Origin of the sequence: Methylocaldum sp. GT1TLB (assembly GCF_051027445.1) — a bacterium.
Classification (GTDB): domain Bacteria; phylum Pseudomonadota; class Gammaproteobacteria; order Methylococcales; family Methylococcaceae; genus Methylocaldum.
In genome coordinates this window covers 736,609-756,913 of the sequence record NZ_CP194898.1, presented here as the reverse complement: position 1 = coordinate 756,913, position 20,305 = coordinate 736,609, and the positions used below count along the sequence as shown (strand labels likewise).

Sequence of the window (20,305 nt, the reverse complement as noted above, 5' to 3'; positions counted from 1 at the left end):
GTCAATGATAACAAGCGCTTGCTTTACAGCTTGCTCTTGACGGTCTGGAAAATTTCCTCATTCAGGAGATCCATTCCGGTCAAAATCCCGTTCAATTCCGCTAAGCGGGAAGATACGAATTTTTCATCCTTTATAGCACCGGCGTTCACATAAACATTTAGCGCGGCGCTTTTCAGCGCAGCGTAACCTGCCACGACGGCAACGCCGGCATCACTGACTACGTTTCGATTCCCTTTTTCCGCTACGATTTTGCTCAACCTGATCACTTCGGCACAGGCTTTCGCGCACGCGATCGGCACATCGGTCGCCTCCTGCAAAGCCGATTGTATCTGCTGGCTTCTGGCGGTCTTCTGTTCTTGCGTTTCTTTTGGTAAACCGTAGGCGCCCATGACCTTATCAAATACTTCGACATCGGCTCTAACCATGTCCATCAGCTGCGCACGCAAGCTTTCCGCTTTCGTCAGCAGCTCTTTCATCTCTGGTTCGACGGCGTCATAATTTTTTTTTCCTATGGTGAGATTACAAACCATGCTCACCAAAGCGGCGCCCATAGCTCCCATAATGGCCGCTGCGCTGCCGCCACCGGGAGTTGCCGACTTGCTGGCCAAGTCGTCCAAAAATTGATGGATTGTTTTGTCTTTGATCATGCCATTCGCTCCATCAGGTTCATAGTATGAAAAATGGCCGGAAAGTATAAAACACAAGGCGTTACGGGTTAAAATTTTCCGTTTTTTCGGATTGGCGATATCTCGCCAGTTCGATGACGAATCGGAAAAATCCGCCAAACCCGCTCAAGGTTAAGTGCCATTCCAAGGAAAAAGAATGAAGAAGCTTTTGTTCCAATTCGATACCGATTTTTACCCATCTGTGTTCGACACCGTTGTCGCCTATGATGGCGGCGCGGATCATGTAATCGGCCACGGTAGCCTGACGCCGGAGAACGTTGGGGCATTGGTGGACGGCACAATTTTTACAAGAGCGCCCAAGGATAAAAAAAATACGGCAATCTTCATCGGGGGCAGCGATTTGATGGCCGGACAAGAGCTATTGAAGGCGGTGAAGAAAAAGTTTTTCGGAGGTTTCCGAGTCTCCGTAATGCTGGATAGCAACGGCAGCAATACCACGGCCGCAGCGGGCGTCGCCAAACTCGCAGCGAGCGGAGCAATTGCCGGAAAACGGGCTGTCGTTCTTGCAGGTACCGGACCTGTGGGCCAGCGGGCGGCGGTAATGCTGGCCAAAGAAGGCGCTCGGGTCTCGATCACATCACGCCAGATGGCTCGCGCCGAGAAAGCTTGCCAAGACATGAAACAGCGGTTCGGCGTCGAACTGACCCCTATTGAGGCTCATGATAACGACGCACGCGGGAAATCCATAGAGCAAGCGCATATCGTGTTTGCGGCCGGCGCAGCCGGTGTAGAACTGTTGGAAGAACGTCATTGGCAGGATAATCCGTCGATCGAGCTGGTGGCGGATGCCAACGCGACTCCTCCAATCGGTATCGGCGGGACCGATATGATGGACCGTGGAACAGACCGAAACGGAAAAATCGTTTGGGGAGCCATTGGCGTCGGTACGCTGAAACTGGCACTGCACCGTGCCTGTATCGCTAAGCTTTTCGAGAGTAACGATCAAATTCTGGATGCCGAAGAAATTTTCGAAATCGCGAAGACAATGGCCTGAAGGACGCAGGCGCGATTCGAACAGGGCGGCCGCTGACATTTTCGCTTGACCTCGGAGAGCGCCTAAATTTCCAAGATTTTTTTTAGGTCGAATTCGCTTACGAGCTGATTTGGGAAATAGCCTCGGGGATTGCAGAGAATTCGCGTGCCTGAGCAGCGATAGTCGGAGACGGCATGGGTATGGCCATGGAACCAGGCTGCGATTTCGAAACTGTGCAGAACTTCTCTCAGGTCATTGCAGTAGGCATGGCGTTTGATCTGGCTGGGGCTGTCCCGCCAGCTCCAAGGCGTCGGAGCGTGGTGGGTGACCACCACGGTTTTCCCGGGAAACGGTTTTGCGAGTTCGGCAAAGAGCCATTCGCGGGATTCCCGATGCAATTGGCGATAGCTCTTCGCATTTAAAGCATCTGTGCGGTATCGAATCTTTCGGAAATCATTGACGATAGAAACCAGTTCCTCCAGCTGATCGTTATCGTCGCCCCCGAGATCGCTCCACAGGGAACAACCCAAAAATCTCACTCCGTCATACACCCACGCGCGTTGTTCCAGGAACTGCACATTGGTTCCGCTAGCGGCACTAGTTAGGTTTGCCAGGGTGGAGAGATATTCTTGGCCGTAAAACTCGTGGTTACCCGCTACATATATGACAGGCTTTCCAAATGATTTAAGCCAGTCCAAAGCTTGCAGGCCAACACCGATATCTCCGGCTGCGACGACAACGTCCGCATCGGCCGCCGTCGTCTCCAAAGATCCGAATTCGAGATGTATGTCCGAAAAATACTGAATACGCACGGTGTAATGTGATCCTTGGCCGGAGCGTCCTTCGAGGGCTTACTATTCCGGCACACGCTGTAAGTTCCATAATTATAACTTGACACCCAAGTAAAGAACTCGGAAATTACCGCAAGCCTACGATAGGCTTGAGCTGTGTCATTGATAAAATAGCGGACTCGCGAAGTATCCCAGTAGGTTTTTAAGCATGATGAATAGAAGAGATTCGGTCGGTGTAAAAGTCGGTGAGATCCAGATCGGCGGCAATGCGCCGATGGTCGTCCAATCCATGACCAATACCGACACCGCGGATGTAAAAAGCACCGTCAGACAGGTGATGGATCTGGCCAAGGCCGGTTCCGAATTGGTCCGCATTACCGTAAACAATGAAGAATCAGCACAGGCCGTATCTCAGATACGCGAAGAATTGGACAGGAATGGCTGCTTCGTTCCTCTGATCGGCGACTTCCATTTCAACGGTCATAAGCTGCTGGACAAGTTTCCCGGTTGTGCCGAAGCACTGGCGAAATACCGTATCAACCCCGGCAACGTGGGCCGAGGATCCAAGCGCGATCCCCAATTCGCCCAGATGATCGAATTTGCCTGCCGCTACGAAAAACCCGTGCGGATCGGGGTCAACTGGGGAAGCCTCGATCAATCCGTGCTGGCACGCCTGCTTGATGAGAACGCGCAGCTTAGTGACCCAAGACCACTCGCCGAAGTGATGCGCGAGGCGGTCATCACCTCGGCTTTGGAAAGCGCCGAGCGTGCCGTGTCATTAGGATTGCCCAAAAACCGCATCGTGCTGTCATGCAAGATGAGCGGCGTTCAGGAGCTGATTGCCGTTTATCAAGCGCTCGCCGAACGCTGCGATTACGCTCTGCACTTGGGGCTTACCGAAGCCGGCATGGGATCCAAGGGCATCGTGGCGTCTACGGCTGCATTGGCGGTACTGCTGCAGCAAGGCATCGGCGATACGATCCGTATTTCCTTGACTCCCGAACCGGGCGCCGATCGCACCCACGAAGTCATCGTCGCCCAGGAGATTCTCCAAACCATGGGGATCCGCTCGTTCACGCCGATGGTGATCTCCTGCCCCGGTTGCGGCCGTACGACCAGCGACTATTTTCAAAAGCTGGCTCAGCAGATTCAGAGCCATCTCCGTCACAAGATGCCGGAATGGCGCAAGAAATATTCGGGTGTCGAGGACATGCACGTGGCCGTGATGGGCTGTGTGGTCAACGGCCCCGGCGAGAGCAAGAACGCCAATATCGGAATCAGCTTGCCCGGCACGGGTGAGCAACCGGTCGCCCCGGTCTTCGAGGATGGCGTAAAGACCGTAACGCTGAAGGGTGATCGTATCGCCGAAGACTTTCAGGAATTGGTCGAGCGTTATGTCGTGTCCCACTACGGCCCGAATCAGGAACATCAAGCCATCGCCGAGTAAGGAATCGAAAGCTCCCCGGCCCGCGGCCGCTCAGTCCGGGCGGGCCGGACTTTCGCTCGCCATCCCCTTCAAACGCTGCAACTCCAGATCGCTAAATCCCGCCGCTCGGCGCAATTCGGTATTGAACGGACCGCGGACAGCCCCCCGAAGATAGCGTTCGACAAGATCGAAATATTCCGTTACGGGATCGATTCCCTGTTCGTTGCACACGTATTGAAACCAACGAGTACCTCGCGCCACATGGCCAACCTCATCCCTCAGGATAATCCTGAGGATATTCGCGGTTGCGTCATCGCCTAAGGCATCGAGCTTATCAATCATTGCCGGGGTGACATCCAATCCCCTCGCTTCCATCACGCGCGGAACCAACGCCAGGCGGGCTTTCACGTCATGCGCCGTCTCCTCGGCTAACTCCCATAATCCTCTATGTGCGGGAAACTGGCCGTAGTCGGCATCAAAGTCTTTTAGCCTTCCTCGAACCAGAGAAAAGTGATAGGCCTCCTCGATGGCTACTTCCAGCCAATCGTTATAGAAGGCCCGTGGCATTCCGCGGAACCGGTAAACCATATCCCAGGCGAGCTGAATCGCGGTGAGTTCGATGTGGGCAACCGCATGCAGAAACGCGATCTTCCCGGCACGGGTCGTGAGTTTCCGCCGCGGCAAATGCCTCGGGTCCACCAACTCCGGACGCTCCGGGAAGCGGACTTCCGATGCCGGCTTGGGCGGCAAGCGATCATCCAGGGAAAAGCCTTCTCCCCGGAAGGCCAGCGCAGCCCGCTCGGTCGCTTCCAGTTTGGCTTCCACGGATGGCGTGTATAGGCACGATTCCGCAATCTCGAATAGATTGGTCGACATGAGTTTCGTAATCGTTTCGGAATAAGAACAACAGGCCGCCACTTGCCGATGCCTCGTCGGTTGCGGCAAGCGGCGCTGTCGCACTTGGCATTTCAAGCCGTGGCGTCTAAAGCGACTTGTTCCGCCTTTCTGACGTAGTCGGGAATCTGATCGAAATTCAGATATCGATAGGTATCCGTTGCGTCCTTTTCCAGGGACTGAACGAAAGCCATGTATTCTTCGTACGACGGGATGCGCCCTAAACTCGAACATACGGCCGCGAGTTCTGCCGAGGCCAGAAACACATTGGCACCCGCTCCCATCCGATTGGGAAAGTTTCGCGTCGAGGTCGATACCACGGTGGCATGGTCCGCCACCCGTGCCTGATTGCCCATGCACAATGAACATCCGGGCATTTCGGTCCGAGCGCCCACTTTGCCGTAGATGCCGTAATACCCTTCCTCGGTCAATTCCAACTGATCCATCCGGGTCGGCGGAGCGATCCATAAACGCCCTGGAACTTGCGTCCCGAAGTGCTCCAGGATTTTTCCGGCCGCACGGAAATGGCCGATGTTCGTCATGCAGGAACCGAGAAAGACCTCGTCGATCTGGGTGCCGGCAAGGGCAGACAAGGGTTTTACGTCGTCAGGATCGTTCGGGCAACACAAGAGCGGCTCTTTAATCTCGCTCAGGTCGATCTCGATCACTTCGTGATATTCGGCATCGGCATCGGGCTCCAGGAGCATGGGATCAGCCAGCCAATCCTCCATGGCCGCGATTCGCCGGATTAAGGTTCGTACGTCGCCATAACCTTGCTCGATCATCCATTTGAGCAAAACGATATTGGACCGCAAATATTCCTCAATCGGCTCTTTGTTCAGGCGTACGGTACAGGCGGCGGCGGACCGCTCGGCGGAAGCATCCGCCAGCTCGAATGCCTGCTCTACCTTTAGAGTCGGCAGTCCTTCGATTTCCAAGATGCGTCCTGAAAAAACGTTCTTCTTGCCCTTTTTCTCGAGAGTCAAAAGCCCGCGCTGCATCGCCGCATAAGGAATGGCATGCACCAGGTCCCTGAGCGTGATGCCCGGCTGCATTTCGCCCTTGAACCTGACCAGTACCGATTCCGGCATGTCCAAAGGCATCACACCGGTGGCGGCAGCGAAAGCGACCAGGCCGGAACCCGCGGGAAACGATATCCCGATAGGGAAGCGGGTATGCGAATCGCCGCCGGTTCCGACGGTATCCGGAATCAGCATGCGGTTGAGCCATGAATGGATGATGCCGTCGCCGGGACGAAGCGACACGCCGCCGCGATTCATGATGAAATCGGGCAAAGTGTGGTGGACATCGATGTCTACGGGCTTGGGATAGGCCGCCGTGTGACAGAAGGACTGCATCACCAAATCTGCAGAAAACCCCAAGCAAGCTAAATCCTTGAGCTCGTCGCGCGTCATCGGGCCCGTAGTGTCTTGAGATCCTACCGTCGTCATATGAGGCTCGCAGTAGGTGCCGGGACGTACACCCTTTACCCCGCAGGCTTTTCCGACCATCTTTTGGGCGAGGGTATATCCCTTGCCGCTGTCCAGTTTAGATTCCGGACGTCGGAATACCGGCGAGATGTCGAGACCCAGTGCCTTGCGGGCACGATCGGTAAGGCCGCGTCCGATGATGAGCGAGATCCTCCCCCCGGCCTGCACCTCGTCCAGCAGAATATCGTTCTTCAAGGCGAAAGTGCAAAGCAGCTCGCCGGTATCGTGGCGCTTGATCTCGCCTTTGTAAGGGTAGACGTCGATAACGTCGCCGGTATGCAAGTTCGAGACATCGCACTCGATAGGCAGGGCACCGGAATCTTCCATGGTGTTGAAGAAGATGGGAGCGATCTTTCCTCCGATGCACATGCCTCCCGCCCGTTTGTTCGGAACACATGGAATATTCTCGCCGATATACCACAGCACCGAGTTGGTCGCGGATTTCCGAGAAGAACCCGTACCTACGACGTCGCCCACGAATGCGACCGGCCAGCCTTTTGTCTTGAGTTCCGCTATCTGTGCCTCGGCATCGGTGACGCCTTCGCGCGGCATTTTCAGCATGGCTTTGGCGTGCAGCGGAATATCGGGCCGCGACCAAGCATCCTGGGCGGGCGACAAATCGTCGGTGTTGATCTCACCCGGCACCTTGAATACGGTCACCGTAATGACGTCAGGCACCTTCGGCCGGCTCGTGAACCATTCGGCTTCGGCCCAAGCCCGCATGACCGCCTGTGCGTTCGCATTGCCGGCTTGGGCCTTCTCGCAAACATCGTGGAACGCATCGAACATCAGCAAGGTATGCGACAAGCCCTTTGCGGCCAGCGTTCCCAACGCCGGATGGTCGAGCAGTTCGATCAGCGGGGCTACGTTGTAGCCGCCCAGCATAGTGCCGAGAAGCTCGGTCGCAAGGCGCGGATCCAATATCGGCGATACGGTCTCGCCTTTCGCGACAGCTGCCAGAAAACCTGCCTTGACGTAGGCCGCTTCGTCCACGCCTGCCGGCACGCGGTTGGTCAACAGGTCGAGCAAGAATTCTTCCTCGCCTCGAGGCGGATTTTTGATGAGCGATATCAGAGCCGTGGTCATTTCCGCGCTCAGAGGTTTCGGCACAAGCCCTTGTGCCGCTCGCTCGGCAACGTGTCTGCGATATTCTTCCAGCATGGTTTCCCCTAAAGTTTGCAATTCTGTTCGACTCGAGCCCCACGCACGATTCGAAACGGTTTCATTTGTCGTATAAAACGACCGCCGTTTTCCATTCCCGAGAACGAGTCATCGATCATTGGTCCAAATACCGGGGAACGATCAATCATCAAACGGTATCGGTTCTATTCCAACGGCAATACTCGGGTATTATATGGATCACTCATACGTTTATCACGCCGGATGCTCGTCATGACTACGATTTGCTTCAGTCATCGGAGTTTCTTGGAACACGACACCGGCCTTGGGCATCCGGAAAACGCGGAGCGCTTGCGTTCGATCGAGCGCGCACTTAGTCGACCCGATTTCTCCGGTCTCGATCGACGGGAAGCGCCGCGCGGTACCCGCGAACAGATTCGTTTAATCCACACCGATCGGCACATCGATTACGTCTTGGGAGCCGTGCCCAAACTGGGTTTTGCTTACCTCGATGGCGATACGGTCGTGTCGCCCGGTTCGGGCGAAGCGGCTTTGCATGCCGTAGGTGCCGCATGTGCCGCGGTGGATGCCGTTTTTGCCAAGGAGTCCACGAACGCTTTCTGCGCTGTCCGGCCGCCGGGACATCATGCCGAACCCGACGCGGCCATGGGGTTCTGCTTGTTCAACAATATCGCCATTGCCGCCGAATATGCCCGCAAACACCATGGAATCGAACGGGTCGCCATCATGGATTTCGACGTGCACCATGGAAACGGTACCCAACGAGCATTCGAAACGAATAAGGACGTCTTATATGCATCGACTCACCAGTTCCCTTGGTATCCCGGGACCGGGAGGTCCGGCGAAACCGGTGCGGGCAATATGATCAATGTGCCTCTGGCAGCCGGCAGCGGGTCCCATGAATTTCGCTTGGCCGTGGCGGACAAGATTCTGCCCGCTATCAATCGTTTTACGCCGGAGCTTGTCTTGATTTCCGCCGGCTTCGATGCCCATCGGGACGATCCCCTGGCCGATCTGAATTTGGTCGAGGACGATTATGCTTGGGTAACTTCGGAACTGGTGAAATTGGCGAAAGAACACGCACGAGGCCGACTGGTATCCGTTTTGGAAGGTGGATACAACCTGGAGGCTTTAGGAAAGAGTGTGGCCGCGCATGTACGTGCGCTGATGAAGAGCTGATGGCTGGAAAAGAGGGGGCGCCGAGCGCCCCCGCTATTCGAATCAGGCTAAGGACGCGCCCCGCCCAATGCCGAAATAATCAAATCCCATCATTTTCATCCGGGCCGGATCATAAAGATTCCGACCGTCGAAGATGACGGGATGCGACAGTTCGGCCTTGATCGTATCAAAGTCGGGGCTGCGGAATACATTCCATTCGGTGACGATAATCAAGCCGTCAGCACCTTTCAAGGTAGCTTCGGGGCTGTCGCAAAGCGCGAGATCGGACCTATGCCCATATAATCGCCCGGCTTCGTGCGTCGCGACCGGATCGAACGCTTGTACCTTGGCGCCCGCCTCCCAAAGGGCTTCGATGATCACCCGGCTGGAAGCTTCGCGCATGTCGTCCGTATTCGGCTTGAATGCCAACCCCCAGAGAGCGAGTGTCTTTCCTTTTAGATCGTCCTTAAAATAATCCTTAACTTTTTCGTAAAGTCTCAGTTTCTGCCGGTCATTGACATCCTCGACCGCCCGCAGCAACTGGGCCTGATATCCGACGTCCCGCGCGGTGCGCTCGAGTGCTTTAACGTCTTTCGGGAAGCACGAACCGCCGTATCCGCAGCCGGGATAAATGAAGTGGTAACCGATCCGCGGATCGGACCCGATGCCCACCCTCACCTTCTCGATATCCGCGCCCAGACATTCGGCGAGATTCGCCAATTCGTTCATGAAGCTGATTTTCGTCGCCAGCATGGCATTGGCCGCGTACTTGGTCAGCTCGGCCGAGCGGATATCCATGCAGACCAGGCGGTCGTGATTGCGATTGAATGGCCCGTACAAAGCCCGTAGAAGTTCGGTAGTGCGGGGATTGTCGGTGCCCACCACGATACGATCCGGCTTCATGAAATCCTCGATGGCCGCCCCCTCTTTCAGGAATTCCGGATTTGAAACCACATCGAATTCACATGGCTTCTGCCGGTCGTTGAGCACCGTATTTATCGCCTGGCGGACTTTATCCGCCGTGCCGACGGGCACGGTCGACTTGTTGACTACAACGCGATAATCCTCCATGCGTTCGCCAATGCTGCGCGCGACGGCCAACACATATTGCAGGTCGGCCGACCCATCCTCGTCGGGAGGCGTGCCGACTGCGATGAACTGGAATAAACCATGCTGAACCGCCAGGTCCACATCGGTGGTGAAATGCAGACGTTTCGCGGCCATGTTGCGTTCGATGATGCTATCCAGACCAGGCTCGTAAATCGGAACCTCGCCTTGATTGAGCCGGGCAATCTTGCCCTCGTCGATATCTACGCATACCACCTCATTGCCTACCTCGGCCAGACAGGCTCCGGTAACGAGGCCGACATAACCCGAACCAAAGACGGTGACTTTCATGACTGTTCCTTTTTGTTACGAATGAGATTCTGCACGCGGAGGTCGATACGACCACTCCGATCTTATGCAAAGGCGCGAAGCAAATCGCGCCTGATGTCATCGATATTTTCAAGCCCCACGGCGATACGGACCAAACCCTCGCTGATACCGGCAGCGGCACGTTCGTTCTCGCTCAGCCTGCCATGAGTCGTGGTTGCGGGATGGGTGATGGTCGTTTTGACATCCCCTAGATTCGCAGTGATGGATAGCAGGCGGGTCGAGTCGATCAGGTTCCAGGCCCCTTCCCGGCCCCCTTCGACCTCGAAACTCACGATGCCGCCGCCCGCAAATTGTTGCCGCACGGCTAACTCATGTTGGGGGTGGGACGGCAGTCCCGGATAATACACGCGCTTGACCCAAGACTGGGCTTCCAGCCACTCCGCAAGATTCAGGGCATTCTCGCTATGCGCGCGCATGCGTATCGCCAAGGTTTCCAGCCCCTTGAGAAATACCCAGGCATTGAACGGACTCATGGAAGGGCCACCCGTCCTTAGAAAGGGATAGATTTCCTTATCCAATAACTCCTGCCGGCCGACGATCGCGCCTCCGACGCATCTCCCCTGCCCGTCCAGGTACTTGGTTGCCGAATGAACGACGATATCCGCTCCCAAATCCAGAGGCTTCTGCAAAGCGGGCGTACAGAAACAGTTATCGACCACCAGAAGGCTCCCATTCTGCCTGGCTATCGTTGCAATGCGATGAATATCCGCAATTTCGGTCAGCGGATTTGAGGGAGTCTCGAGAAAAAGAAAGCGCGTTTCGGGCCTGACGGCTGTTTCCCAGGCCGCATAATCGGTCATATCCACGAAAGTGGTCGTGACGCCGAATTTGCTCAGGTAATTCTGGAACAGCAGAACTGTGTTGCCGAACACGCTCCGGGAGCATACGACATGGTCTCCGGCCTTTAACAATCCGAAGGCCGTCGTAGCGATAGCGGCCATTCCCGAAGCTACCGCAATGCAGCGTTCTCCGCTTTCCAGGGCGGCGAGCCGTTCCTCGAAAGCTCGAACGGTGGGATTGGTGAAGCGCGAATAGATATTGCCGGGAATCTTACCGGAAAACCTCGCGGCGGCATCCTCGGCGCTGTCGAACACGTAACTGGACGTCGCAAAGATCGGATCGGAATGTTCCTGTTCGGACGTCCGTCGCTGCCCGGCGCGTATCGCCTGAGTTTCGATGGCATACTGCTGCCATTCCCAATCGGTCATGTGGTCTACCTCGCAAAAAGCGTCCGTGATACTAGCCCGCGTTGTGCAACTCGATGATCGAACCATCGGCCGAGCGTCTGGCCTTGGACTGATCGTTACGGTGCTTGCTGAGCCGATCGAGGTATTCCTGATTGATATCCCCGGTGACATAGTCATCGTTGAAACACGATGTGTCAAACCGCCCGATGGAAGGATTTCCTCTCTGCACGGCCTCGATCAAATCGCTCAAGTCCTGATAAATCAACCAATCCGCGCCAAGCTCATCCTGCACCTCCTGTTCGCTGCGCCCATGGGCGATCAATTCATGCGCCGCAGGCATGTCGATGCCGTATACATTAGGATAGCGTACCGGCGGAGACGCGGACGCGAAGTAAACTTTGCGCGCTCCGGCATCCCGCGCCATTTGAATGATTTGCATGGACGTAGTGCCTCGGACGATTGAATCGTCGACCAGCAAAACGTTCTTGTCCTTGAATTCGAGGTCGATCGCGTTCAGTTTCTGTCTGACCGACTTCTTGCGAAGCTGTTGTCCGGGCATGATGAACGTACGTCCGATGTAGCGATTCTTGATAAAGCCCTCCCGGTATTTCACGCCCAGCCGGTTGGCGAGCTGCAACGCCGCAGTCCGGCTCGTATCCGGAATGGGGATCACGACATCGATGTCGTGATCCGGGCGCAGCCGCATAATTTTCTCGGCCAGTTTATCGCCCATGCGAAGCCGGGCCTTGTAGACCGAGATATTGTCGATGATGGAGTCGGGGCGTGCGAAGTAAACGAATTCGAATATGCACGGCGAATAAAGCACTTTTTCGGCGCATCGGCGCGTATGTAGCGTACCGTTTTTTTCGATGATCACGGCCTCGCCAGGCTGCACATCCCTAATCAACTTGAATCCCAACACGTCCAGGGCGACGCTCTCCGATGCGATCATGTAGTCGGTGCCCTTGGCGGTCTTGCGTTCGCCGAACACCAAGGGGCGAATGCCGTAAGGGTCCCGGAAACCGATGATACCGAAACCGGTGATCATCGCCACCACCGAGTAAGCGCCCCGGCAGCGCTGGTGTACGGCCGCCACGGCACGGAACACATCTTCGGGGCCGACCCGAAGTTTCCCCAGTTCCTGGAGTTCATGAGCAAAGACGTTAAGGAGAACCTCGGAGTCGGAATCGGTGTTGATGTGTCGTTGATCTTGGGCGAACAGATCTTCCTTCAGCACCTCGGCATTGGTCAGATTACCGTTATGCGCCAGACTGATGCCGTAAGGAGAATTGACGTAAAACGGCTGGGCTTCGGCCGAGCTCGTGCAACCGGCGGTGGGATAACGGACGTGGGCGATGCCCATCTTTCCCCTGAGGTTCACCATGTGGCGAGTATGAAATACGTCCCGTACCAAACCGCTGTCCTTGCGCAAGTTAAAGCGATCGTGTTCGCAGGTGACGATACCCGCGGCATCCTGTCCCCGATGCTGCAATACGGTCAGGGCTTCATACAGCTCCTGATTGACTTCGTCACTGGAAACGATGCCGGCAATACCACACATAGGTCAACTCACTTAACAATGAAAAATCATCGAAATTTGACATAACTGCCGAAGTCCGACGGAAGTTGGTCGCGAAGCCATAAAGCTAACGACTGAAATGGCGGAATCAAGGCAGATTCTTTCCACCAAGGGTCTGCCGGAAGAGGTGTCGCTCCGGCCAAAAGAACCAGCACTGAAACGATGACGACTCCGCGGCCGATACCGAATACCATTCCGGCAAGACGATCGGTCCCCGTCAACCCGGTACTTTTCACCAGCATGTGCAGCAAAAAAGTAACCAGGCTGGCCAATATCAAACTGGCTAAAAAGAGTATCCCAAACGATGCAGCCATCCGGGCGGAGGGAAGGGAAATGACGGAATCGAGATAAACCGAAAAATCACGGCTGAATTGCAAACCGATCCACGCTGCCGCAACCCATGCACAGAGTGAAAACACTTCGCGAATAAGACCGCGCAACAGCCCGATGAGGGCTGATAAACCAATGATTCCGGCAATACAATAATCGACCCAAACCAGATTAGACATGTCGTACTCTCGCCGACGATAGCACTGTCGTATTGATAATCGTCTGGTCAGAAATCCGGTATCCGGGAATGCCAGCGATCACGGATGCGGAACCACGATACCCTTGATACCGATAGTATTCTCAATCTGCTTCTGTATCTGCTCTGCCCGTGTCCGGTTCAACTCGGGACCTACCTGAACGCGGTAGACCGAGGTTCCGGCGTTGTTAACGACCTCCACAAATGCGGGAAAGTTCGATTTTCGCAGCTTATCGGCCAGTGACCGCGCATTGCCCTCGGTGGTAAAACTACCGGTTTGGACTACCCATGCCGCCAAGTCATCGGATGCCTCCGGTGCGGGAATTGGCGGCTCAGGAAGCTTCGCTCCCCCACCTCCAACGGCTGGTTTCGATGGGATTTCAGGAGCTTTTGAAACCGCTTCGGACGGTACCGCCTTCGAATTATCCAATGAAGGCTTGATCTGCGCCGGTTTTTGGGGACTCACCGGAGACGACGCAGATTTAGCCGATTCGGCAGCTCTTGTCGTCTCGGACTTCTTCGATCCTTTTTCGATCGGTTTCGCGGGCGGGGCTTTTGGTTTCGCCTTAGGCAGTGCGGCGGGCTGCTCCGGCGGCATCGTATCAACGGCGCCCTCTTCCGAATTGACCGTCAGGGTTGTCGGCTCGAGTTTGCTTTTTCTGGCGAGAGCCTGTTTTGATTTGCTAACTCCGGCGGCTTTTGCCGGTTCATCGGTTTTAGCCACTTGCGCTTTGTCCGATTCAGCGGGATCGGCTGCGCGACTAGTTTGCGCATCGCCCGTGGCTTTCAAAACATCCTCATCGGCAACCGTCGGTTCACTATCCGCTATAGAAGCCGCCCGATTTTCGGGCTTTTCGCCGGACTCGGCAGAAGCGGACTGCTCGCTTTCCGCGGCGGTCGAATCGCCATCGGTCAAGGGGATTATCCGATAACCCGTACTAGTGCTTTCGCTCTCCTCCGACGGAGCAACATCGGCTGCCGAGTTCGGCAGCTCGATGGCCTTGGCTTCAACCTCTTTGGGAAGTGCCGGAATCTCGCCGGAGCCGGCAGCGCTTAGATCGTCCTGCCGTTCCTCGAACAGCATGGGCACGAAAATAACTACCAGAGAAACAATGATGATAGCGCCGATGAGACGTTGTTTCAGTTGCTGATCCATGAATACCTCGGACTCAGCTCATTTGAGCCAAATACTCGGAAACTAGAAAGAATGAGCCAAACACGAGCACGAGGTGATCGTTTTCGGCGTCCTGTTTGGCGGCACCGAATGCCGCTGCAGCATCGGCGAACCCAGACCGGACTGCTGAAACGCCAAGACTGTCGAAAATAGCTAAAAGTTGATCGGCAGTCGCTGCCCGGGGCATTTTGAGGGGAGCCAAATACCAATGCTCGACCAGGTCTTTTATGTTAGTGATAATCCCGAGAACGTCCTTGTCGCGCATAACGGCGAAGACTGCATGTATGGTTTTCCCGCCAAACCGGGAGCCCAGATATTCCGCCAATACCCTCACCGCCTGAGGATTGTGCGCCACGTCCAATAATACAGGAACACTTCCAGGGATGTACTGAAACCGTCCGGCCAAAGTGACATTTCTCAACCCATTCCGAACGGCCGCCGCTGATACGGGCATGTGGGTTTCGATCCTCTGCAAGACTTCCAACACAGCCGAAGCATTGATCAATTGGTGACTACCTTGGAGCGCCGGAAACGGCAAATCGGCCAGCTGGGTGTTTCGCCCCAGCCAGTTCCATCCGTCGCCGGACACCTCATAGATAAAATGCCGCCCCGCATACGAAAGCGGCACGCCACCCTCCTCGGCATATCGGACCACGGCCTCCGGCACTTCGCTGTCTCCGATGACCGCGGGTCTGCCGGGTCGAAAAATACCGGCTTTCTCCAGCCCTATGGCCGTGCGGGTATCACCCAACCAATCCTGGTGATCGAGGTCGATGCTGGCAATCAGGGCCGCATCCGCGTCGATGATATTGACGGCGTCCAGACGACCGCCCAAACCGACTTCGAGCACTTGTACGTCCAGATCGGCGGTAGCGAAGATATCGAGCGCCGCCAAGGTGCCGAACTCGAAGAAACTGAGAGTCGTCTCGTCGCGCACCCGTTCAATACGCTCGAACGCGTCGCAAATCCGGTCGTCGCTGACGGGTTCCCCGTCAATACGGATTCGCTCGTTATAGCGTAGAAGATGCGGCGACGTATATGTGCCGACCCGGTAGCCCTCCTGGCGTAAAATCGCGTCCAGCATCGCTACACATGAGCCTTTTCCGTTTGTGCCGCCGACGGTGATGGTGAAAGGCGGCTTTTCGCGACGACCAAGCCGTCCATGGACCATTTTGACGCGGGACAAGCCGAGGTCGATAGACTTCGGGTGCAGGGTCTCCTGCCAGGCCAGCCAATCAGCCAGCGTTTTGAAACGCATGAACTATTCGTTGCCCGTAAGTTCTTCGGCAGAAAGAGAGGTATAAGCCGCGGCAAGCATTTCGGGTCTTTCGGCGCGCTTTTCGACGACGACCGCCTCGATACTGGCGGCAGCCGGCTTTTCAAAGGCCAGTATCGACAACAGGGACGCGATTTTTTCGCGCATCTCCCGACGATCGACGATCATGTCCAGAGCGCCGTGATTGAGCAAAAACTCGCTTCTCTGAAATCCTTCCGGCAGCTTTTCGCGAACCGTCTGTTCGATCACACGAGGTCCCGCAAACCCGATCAGAGCGCCCGGCTCACCGATGTTGATGTCGCCCAGCATGGCCAAACTGGCTGATACGCCTCCCATCGTCGGATCGGTCATCACGGAAATGAAAGGAATGCCCGCATCGGCCAACCGCGCCAAGGCAGCGCTGGTTTTCGCCATTTGAAACAGGGACAACAAGGATTCCTGCATACGGGCGCCGCCGCTGGCGCTGAAGACGACCAATGGAATTCCCTGCTCCAGGCAGTGATTGACGCCCCGCACGAAGCGCTCTCCCACGACCGACCCCATGGAACCGCCCATGAATTCGAAATTGAATGCGGCAGCGACTAATGGCCGGCCTTGGAGCTGACCGGCGACGACGATCAGCGCGTCCTTTTCGCCGGTGGCTTTTTGCGCCTGAACCAAGCGATCCTTGTACTTCTTGCTGTCTTTGAACTTAAGCGGATCGACGGGCGTAAGTCCTTCGCCGATTTCCAGGCGATTGCCGGGGTCGAGAAACAGATGCAGGCGCTTGCGCCCGCTGATGCGCATGTGATGGCCGCACTTCGGGCAAACCTCCAGATTCCGTTCGACTTCCGACCGGTACAGAATTGCGTTGCAGGCCGGACATTTGCTCCACAAGCCTTCGGGGATCGCGCTTTTCGTAGACGCTTCCGTGCGGATTTTCGAAGGTACTAATTTGTGAAACCAGCTCAAGGTGATGACTCTCGCTAAAAAGATGCGTCCATCGCGGTACGCATGGATTTCAACAGATCGACGATATCGTTGAGCGCTCGCCCGGAATCGCCCCGTGCAACCTCGATTTTCTCGACTAGCGCACTGCCCACTACCACCGCGTCGGCAAACTTGGAGATCGTGGCAGCGATCTCGGAGTTCTTGACGCCGAACCCGACGCCCAGCGGCAGATCCGTCAGCGCGCGAATTTCGGAAAGCTTACGCTGGACATCGCTCAAATCCAAATGCGAGGCGCCGGTGACACCTTTCAGAGAGACGTAATACAAATAGCCCCGCCCCAACTGGCCCATCTTGCGTATCCGCTCATCGGTACTGTTGGGGGCGAGCAAAAAGATCGGATCGATACCGGCTTGCTCCAAAAGCGACAACAGGTCGGACGATTCTTCGGGAGGCATGTCCACGGTAAGAACGCCGTCGACGCCAGCGCTCCTGGCCCTGTCGACGAACGCGCGGTACCCCATGCACTCGACCGGGTTGAGATACCCCATGAGAACGACAGGAGTCTCGCTATCGTTCGAACGGAACTTTTCTACCATGTCCAGCACGCGGCGAAGGCTCATCTTGTGCAGAAGAGCTCGCTCGCTGGCCTTTTGGATGACCGGACCATCCGCCATCGGATCGGAGAAAGGCACGCCCAGTTCGATGATGTCGGCCCCGGCCTCCACCATCGCGTGCATCGCCGGAACCGTGAAATCCGGATGGGGATCGCCCGCCGTGATGAAAGGAATGAGAGCTTTCCGGTTGGCTTCTTTTAAAGTCTGGAACTTGGCGGTCAAACGGCTCACAGGGTAATTCCTTCGCGCCTTGCAATGGTGTTGATGTCTTTGTCCCCGCGTCCCGATAGGTTGACCAGGATTTTTCGATCCTTGCTCATGGTGGGCGCGAGCTTCATGGCGTAAGCCACGGCGTGGCTGGATTCCAGCGCCGGAATGATGCCTTCGATCCGGGTCAGCGTGTGAAAGGCCTCCATCGCCTCGTCATCGGTGATGCTGACGTATGCGGCCCGACCGCTGTCCTTTAACCAGGAATGCTCCGGACCCACGCCGGGGTAATCGAGGCCGGCTGAAATCGAATGGGTTTCGATGATCTCGCCATCCTCGTCCTCCATGAGATAGGTGCGATTGCCGTGCAGAACGCCTGGTTTGCCGGCGCTCAGAGGAGCCGAGTGGCGACCGGTCGCAATGCCCTCGCCCGCCGCCTCGACACCGTACATCGATACGCCGTGTTCGTCTATGAAGGGATAGAACAGGCCTATGGCGTTCGAACCGCCTCCGACGCAAGCTACCAGCGCGTCCGGCAAGCTACCGGTGAGTTCCTTCATCTGCTGTCTGGCTTCGCGGCCTATGACCGCCTGAAAATCGCGAACCATGGCCGGATAAGGATGAGGACCGGCCACTGTGCCGATGATATAAAAGGTATTGTCCACATTCGTAACCCAATCGCGCATGGCCTCGTTGAGCGCGTCCTTTAGGGTTTTCGAACCGGATTCCACCGGCACCACGGTCGCGCCGAGCAACTTCATGCGGAACACATTGAGGGCCTGGCGCTCGACGTCGACAGCCCCCATATAAACCACGCACTCCATTCCCAAGCGGGCGGCGACTGTAGCGGTAGCCACGCCGTGCTGTCCGGCGCCGGTCTCGGCTATAACGCGCTGTTTGCCCATACGTTTGGCGAGCAAAGCTTGTCCTACGGTATTGTTGACCTTATGGGCGCCGGTGTGATTGAGATCCTCGCGTTTGAAGAAAACTTGCGCGCCGCCCAGCATCGAACTAAGGCGCTCGGCGTAATAGATCGGCGAAGGGCGCCCCACGTAATGCTTGAGATCGTAATCTAATTCCGCAAGGAACTCGGGATCTTTCATGTAGCGATAATACGCGTCCCTCAACTCCTGAATCGGATACATCAAGGTTTCGGCAACGAATACGCCGCCATAGGGCCCGAAGTGGCCCCGCTCGTCGGGCAGGTTGTACGATTCAGTCGATGTGTACTCTATGGTCATATTCGTGTACCTGTTCTAGAAACGCCGCCATTTTATCGGCATCCTTGATGCCCTTGCCTGCTTCTACACCGCTGGATACGTCGACGGCATAAGGCTGCACCGTCCGCAAGGCTTCCACGACGTTATCAGGAGCAAGCCCTCCGGCCAAGATCACCGATCGGCGGAGTTCCTTCGGAATCAAGTCCCAGTCGAAGCGATGACCGGTCCCCCCCTTGGCATCCGAATGCCATGCGTCCAACAGAAAACCTGCAGCATCCGGATAAGTATCCACAATTGTCGTCAGATCTGTTTCCGACCGCATCCTTACGGCCTTGATATAGGGTTTTCCGAAACGGCGGCAGTAATCCGGGCTTTCATCACCGTGAAACTGAATCAGATCGATACGTACCTGTTGCAAAATCTCGCGGACGACAACCTCGTCTTCATCGACGAACAACCCGACCACCGTGACGAATGGCGGCAAAGCAGACACGATGCTTTGCGCCGTCTCGACGTCGAGATTTCGTGGACTTGGCGGATAAAAAACCAAACCGACGGCGTCGGCGCCCAGTTGAACAGCTATCAAGGCGTCGTCCGGGCGGGTGAAGCCGCAGATTTTAACGCGAGTTCTACGGAAGGGATACGGAAATTTCACTCGCTTTCCGAAGGAGTATAACGACTGGCGTCTTCCGGCAGATAATCGAATATCGGATGACGGGGTAAACCGAAATGGGGAGGGTAATAAACACCGCCTAAGTATAACCCGTCGGCCGGCGCCGTAACACCGGCGCACTTTCGGTCTCGGGCCCCGAGAACCTCGGCCGCCCAATCCGGGCGCTGCTTGCCCGATCCAACCTCCATCAAGACGCCTACGATATTCCGAACCATATGATGCAGGAAAGCATTGGCGCACAGCTCGATGATAACCCTGTCATTCTCCCGCCGCACGTGGATGAAATGCATCCGGCGCATGGGACTCTTGGATTGGCAGTCCTGGGCTCGGAACGAGGAAAAATCATGTTCCCCGATCAGATTGTTTGCCGCCTCCTGCATGGCTTTCTCATTGAGCGGATGAAAATGCCAGGTGAGTTGTCGTCTGAAGAGCGCGGACTTCATCGGGCGATTCAGGATGACATACCGATAGAATCGAGCGATGGCGCTGTAGCGCGCATGGAAGTCCTCCGGAGTCTCTTGAACCCAGAGGATACGCACGTCTTCGGGAAGCGCCGTATTAGTCCCCATCAGCCAGGAATACGGCTTACGGTACACCTTGGTATCGAAATGGACGACTTGCTCCAAGGCATGCACGCCCGCATCCGTCCGGCCAGCACAGATGACGCGAATCGACTCGGCCGCAACGCGGCTTAGAGCGTCTTCGACCGCGCCCTGGACGGTAAGCTTCCCCTTTTGCCATTGCCAACCGGAGAAGGCTTGACCGTCATACTCGATACCCAAGGCGATACGCATCGTTTTAGAAATTATTTGTTTAACAAGATAACAGGAAAGAACGTTCCGCTATCAGTCCAATGTTACCATCTTGAAACAATCGCGGCCGAAACGGGCCTACTGAAAAGCATCGAAAAACGACTGAGCACTC

The 20,305-nt window shown here is 56.0% G+C and carries 18 protein-coding genes; 3 read left to right on the top strand and 15 right to left on the bottom strand.

Annotation, left to right across the window (positions count from 1 at the left end):
* Nucleotides 1–23 precede the first annotated feature (23 nt).
* Nucleotides 24–647 (bottom strand): methenyltetrahydrofolate cyclohydrolase, encoded by a 624-nt coding sequence (gene fchA, locus ACR2R1_RS03215; protein WP_434114181.1) that lies wholly within the window; start codon nucleotides 645–647, stop codon nucleotides 24–26.
* A 175-nt stretch (nucleotides 648–822) separates the two neighbouring features.
* On the opposite strand from fchA, the gene ACR2R1_RS03210 reads away from it, so the two are divergent.
* Nucleotides 823–1,680, top strand: coding sequence for an NADP-dependent methylenetetrahydromethanopterin/methylenetetrahydrofolate dehydrogenase (locus ACR2R1_RS03210; RefSeq protein WP_434112638.1), 858 nt, complete (start codon nucleotides 823–825; stop codon nucleotides 1,678–1,680).
* A 62-nt stretch (nucleotides 1,681–1,742) separates the two neighbouring features.
* On the opposite strand, the gene ACR2R1_RS03205 is transcribed toward ACR2R1_RS03210, so the two are convergent.
* Nucleotides 1,743–2,471 carry a metallophosphoesterase gene (locus tag ACR2R1_RS03205; protein ID WP_133715990.1) on the bottom strand — a complete coding sequence of 243 codons (729 nt, stop codon included), beginning with the start codon at nucleotides 2,469–2,471 and terminating at the stop codon, nucleotides 1,743–1,745.
* Between the two features lie 187 nt (nucleotides 2,472–2,658).
* On the opposite strand from ACR2R1_RS03205, the gene ispG reads away from it, so the two are divergent.
* Nucleotides 2,659–3,897 carry a flavodoxin-dependent (E)-4-hydroxy-3-methylbut-2-enyl-diphosphate synthase gene (gene ispG / locus ACR2R1_RS03200; protein ID WP_434112636.1) on the top strand — a complete coding sequence of 413 codons (1,239 nt, stop codon included), beginning with the start codon at nucleotides 2,659–2,661 and terminating at the stop codon, nucleotides 3,895–3,897.
* Nucleotides 3,898–3,927: 30 nt separating this feature from the next.
* On the opposite strand, the gene ACR2R1_RS03195 is transcribed toward ispG, so the two are convergent.
* Together ACR2R1_RS03195 and acnB are read right to left on the bottom strand one after the other, a co-directional pair.
* Nucleotides 3,928–4,752 (bottom strand): ferritin-like domain-containing protein, encoded by an 825-nt coding sequence (locus ACR2R1_RS03195; RefSeq protein WP_434112634.1) that lies wholly within the window; start codon nucleotides 4,750–4,752, stop codon nucleotides 3,928–3,930.
* A 92-nt stretch (nucleotides 4,753–4,844) separates the two neighbouring features.
* On the bottom strand, nucleotides 4,845–7,421 hold the full coding sequence (gene acnB, locus ACR2R1_RS03190; RefSeq protein ID WP_434112632.1) for a bifunctional aconitate hydratase 2/2-methylisocitrate dehydratase: 2,577 nt from the start codon (nucleotides 7,419–7,421) through the stop codon (nucleotides 4,845–4,847).
* Between the two features lie 231 nt (nucleotides 7,422–7,652).
* On the opposite strand from acnB, the gene ACR2R1_RS03185 reads away from it, so the two are divergent.
* The gene (locus ACR2R1_RS03185) at nucleotides 7,653–8,579 is read left to right on the top strand and encodes a histone deacetylase family protein (protein WP_086134821.1); all 927 of its coding nucleotides are present in this window, start codon (nucleotides 7,653–7,655) and stop codon (nucleotides 8,577–8,579) included.
* 42 nt (nucleotides 8,580–8,621) lie between these two features.
* On the opposite strand, the gene ACR2R1_RS03180 is transcribed toward ACR2R1_RS03185, so the two are convergent.
* From ACR2R1_RS03180 to truA, 11 genes are all read right to left on the bottom strand, one after another.
* The gene (locus ACR2R1_RS03180; protein WP_434112630.1) at nucleotides 8,622–9,956 is read right to left on the bottom strand and encodes a UDP-glucose dehydrogenase family protein; all 1,335 of its coding nucleotides are present in this window, start codon (nucleotides 9,954–9,956) and stop codon (nucleotides 8,622–8,624) included.
* Between the two features lie 62 nt (nucleotides 9,957–10,018).
* The gene (locus ACR2R1_RS03175) at nucleotides 10,019–11,203 is read right to left on the bottom strand and encodes an O-succinylhomoserine sulfhydrylase (protein WP_133715985.1); all 1,185 of its coding nucleotides are present in this window, start codon (nucleotides 11,201–11,203) and stop codon (nucleotides 10,019–10,021) included.
* A gap of 31 nt (nucleotides 11,204–11,234) precedes the next feature.
* Nucleotides 11,235–12,743: an amidophosphoribosyltransferase gene (gene purF / locus ACR2R1_RS03170; protein ID WP_077729522.1), complete on the bottom strand. Its 1,509-nt coding sequence runs from the start codon at nucleotides 12,741–12,743 to the stop codon at nucleotides 11,235–11,237.
* 26 nt (nucleotides 12,744–12,769) lie between these two features.
* Nucleotides 12,770–13,270, bottom strand: a complete 501-nt coding sequence (locus ACR2R1_RS03165) for a CvpA family protein (RefSeq protein ID WP_077729523.1) — start codon at nucleotides 13,268–13,270, stop codon at nucleotides 12,770–12,772.
* A gap of 78 nt (nucleotides 13,271–13,348) precedes the next feature.
* Complete coding sequence (locus tag ACR2R1_RS03160; RefSeq protein ID WP_133715984.1) at nucleotides 13,349–14,443, bottom strand: SPOR domain-containing protein; 1,095 nt, start codon at nucleotides 14,441–14,443, stop codon at nucleotides 13,349–13,351.
* Between the two features lie 13 nt (nucleotides 14,444–14,456).
* Complete coding sequence (folC, locus tag ACR2R1_RS03155) at nucleotides 14,457–15,719, bottom strand: bifunctional tetrahydrofolate synthase/dihydrofolate synthase (protein WP_133715983.1); 1,263 nt, start codon at nucleotides 15,717–15,719, stop codon at nucleotides 14,457–14,459.
* Between the two features lie 3 nt (nucleotides 15,720–15,722).
* On the bottom strand, nucleotides 15,723–16,694 hold the full coding sequence (gene accD / locus ACR2R1_RS03150) for an acetyl-CoA carboxylase, carboxyltransferase subunit beta (protein ID WP_133715982.1): 972 nt from the start codon (nucleotides 16,692–16,694) through the stop codon (nucleotides 15,723–15,725).
* An 8-nt stretch (nucleotides 16,695–16,702) separates the two neighbouring features.
* The gene (trpA, locus tag ACR2R1_RS03145) at nucleotides 16,703–17,512 is read right to left on the bottom strand and encodes a tryptophan synthase subunit alpha (protein ID WP_133715981.1); all 810 of its coding nucleotides are present in this window, start codon (nucleotides 17,510–17,512) and stop codon (nucleotides 16,703–16,705) included.
* Nucleotides 17,509–18,729 carry a tryptophan synthase subunit beta gene (gene trpB / locus ACR2R1_RS03140; protein ID WP_434112628.1) on the bottom strand — a complete coding sequence of 407 codons (1,221 nt, stop codon included), beginning with the start codon at nucleotides 18,727–18,729 and terminating at the stop codon, nucleotides 17,509–17,511. Before trpB ends, trpA begins: the two co-directional genes overlap by 4 nt.
* A complete protein-coding gene (locus ACR2R1_RS03135; RefSeq protein ID WP_434112626.1) occupies nucleotides 18,704–19,363 on the bottom strand; it encodes a phosphoribosylanthranilate isomerase in 660 nt (219 codons plus the stop codon). Before ACR2R1_RS03135 ends, trpB begins: the two co-directional genes overlap by 26 nt.
* A complete protein-coding gene (gene truA / locus ACR2R1_RS03130) occupies nucleotides 19,360–20,175 on the bottom strand; it encodes a tRNA pseudouridine(38-40) synthase TruA (protein WP_077729530.1) in 816 nt (271 codons plus the stop codon). Before truA ends, ACR2R1_RS03135 begins: the two co-directional genes overlap by 4 nt.
* Nucleotides 20,176–20,305 lie beyond the last annotated feature (130 nt).

What these genes read in the sequence shown, in the direction of transcription:
- fchA (WP_434114181.1), bottom strand. Translation starts at nt 647, where the DNA reads ATGATCAAAGACAAAACAATCCATCAATTTTTGGACGACTTGGCCAGC.
- ACR2R1_RS03210 (WP_434112638.1), top strand. Translation starts at nt 823, where the DNA reads ATGAAGAAGCTTTTGTTCCAATTCGATACCGATTTTTACCCATCTGTG.
- ispG (WP_434112636.1), top strand. Translation starts at nt 2,659, where the DNA reads ATGATGAATAGAAGAGATTCGGTCGGTGTAAAAGTCGGTGAGATCCAG.
- ACR2R1_RS03195 (WP_434112634.1), bottom strand. Translation starts at nt 4,752, where the DNA reads ATGTCGACCAATCTATTCGAGATTGCGGAATCGTGCCTATACACGCCA.
- acnB (WP_434112632.1), bottom strand. Translation starts at nt 7,421, where the DNA reads ATGCTGGAAGAATATCGCAGACACGTTGCCGAGCGAGCGGCACAAGGG.
- ACR2R1_RS03185 (WP_086134821.1), top strand. Translation starts at nt 7,653, where the DNA reads ATGACTACGATTTGCTTCAGTCATCGGAGTTTCTTGGAACACGACACC.
- ACR2R1_RS03180 (WP_434112630.1), bottom strand. Translation starts at nt 9,956, where the DNA reads ATGAAAGTCACCGTCTTTGGTTCGGGTTATGTCGGCCTCGTTACCGGA.
- ACR2R1_RS03175 (WP_133715985.1), bottom strand. Translation starts at nt 11,203, where the DNA reads ATGACCGATTGGGAATGGCAGCAGTATGCCATCGAAACTCAGGCGATA.
- purF (WP_077729522.1), bottom strand. Translation starts at nt 12,743, where the DNA reads ATGTGTGGTATTGCCGGCATCGTTTCCAGTGACGAAGTCAATCAGGAG.
- ACR2R1_RS03165 (WP_077729523.1), bottom strand. Translation starts at nt 13,270, where the DNA reads ATGTCTAATCTGGTTTGGGTCGATTATTGTATTGCCGGAATCATTGGT.
- ACR2R1_RS03160 (WP_133715984.1), bottom strand. Translation starts at nt 14,443, where the DNA reads ATGGATCAGCAACTGAAACAACGTCTCATCGGCGCTATCATCATTGTT.
- folC (WP_133715983.1), bottom strand. Translation starts at nt 15,719, where the DNA reads ATGCGTTTCAAAACGCTGGCTGATTGGCTGGCCTGGCAGGAGACCCTG.
- trpB (WP_434112628.1), bottom strand. Translation starts at nt 18,729, where the DNA reads ATGACCATAGAGTACACATCGACTGAATCGTACAACCTGCCCGACGAG.
- truA (WP_077729530.1), bottom strand. Translation starts at nt 20,175, where the DNA reads ATGCGTATCGCCTTGGGTATCGAGTATGACGGTCAAGCCTTCTCCGGT.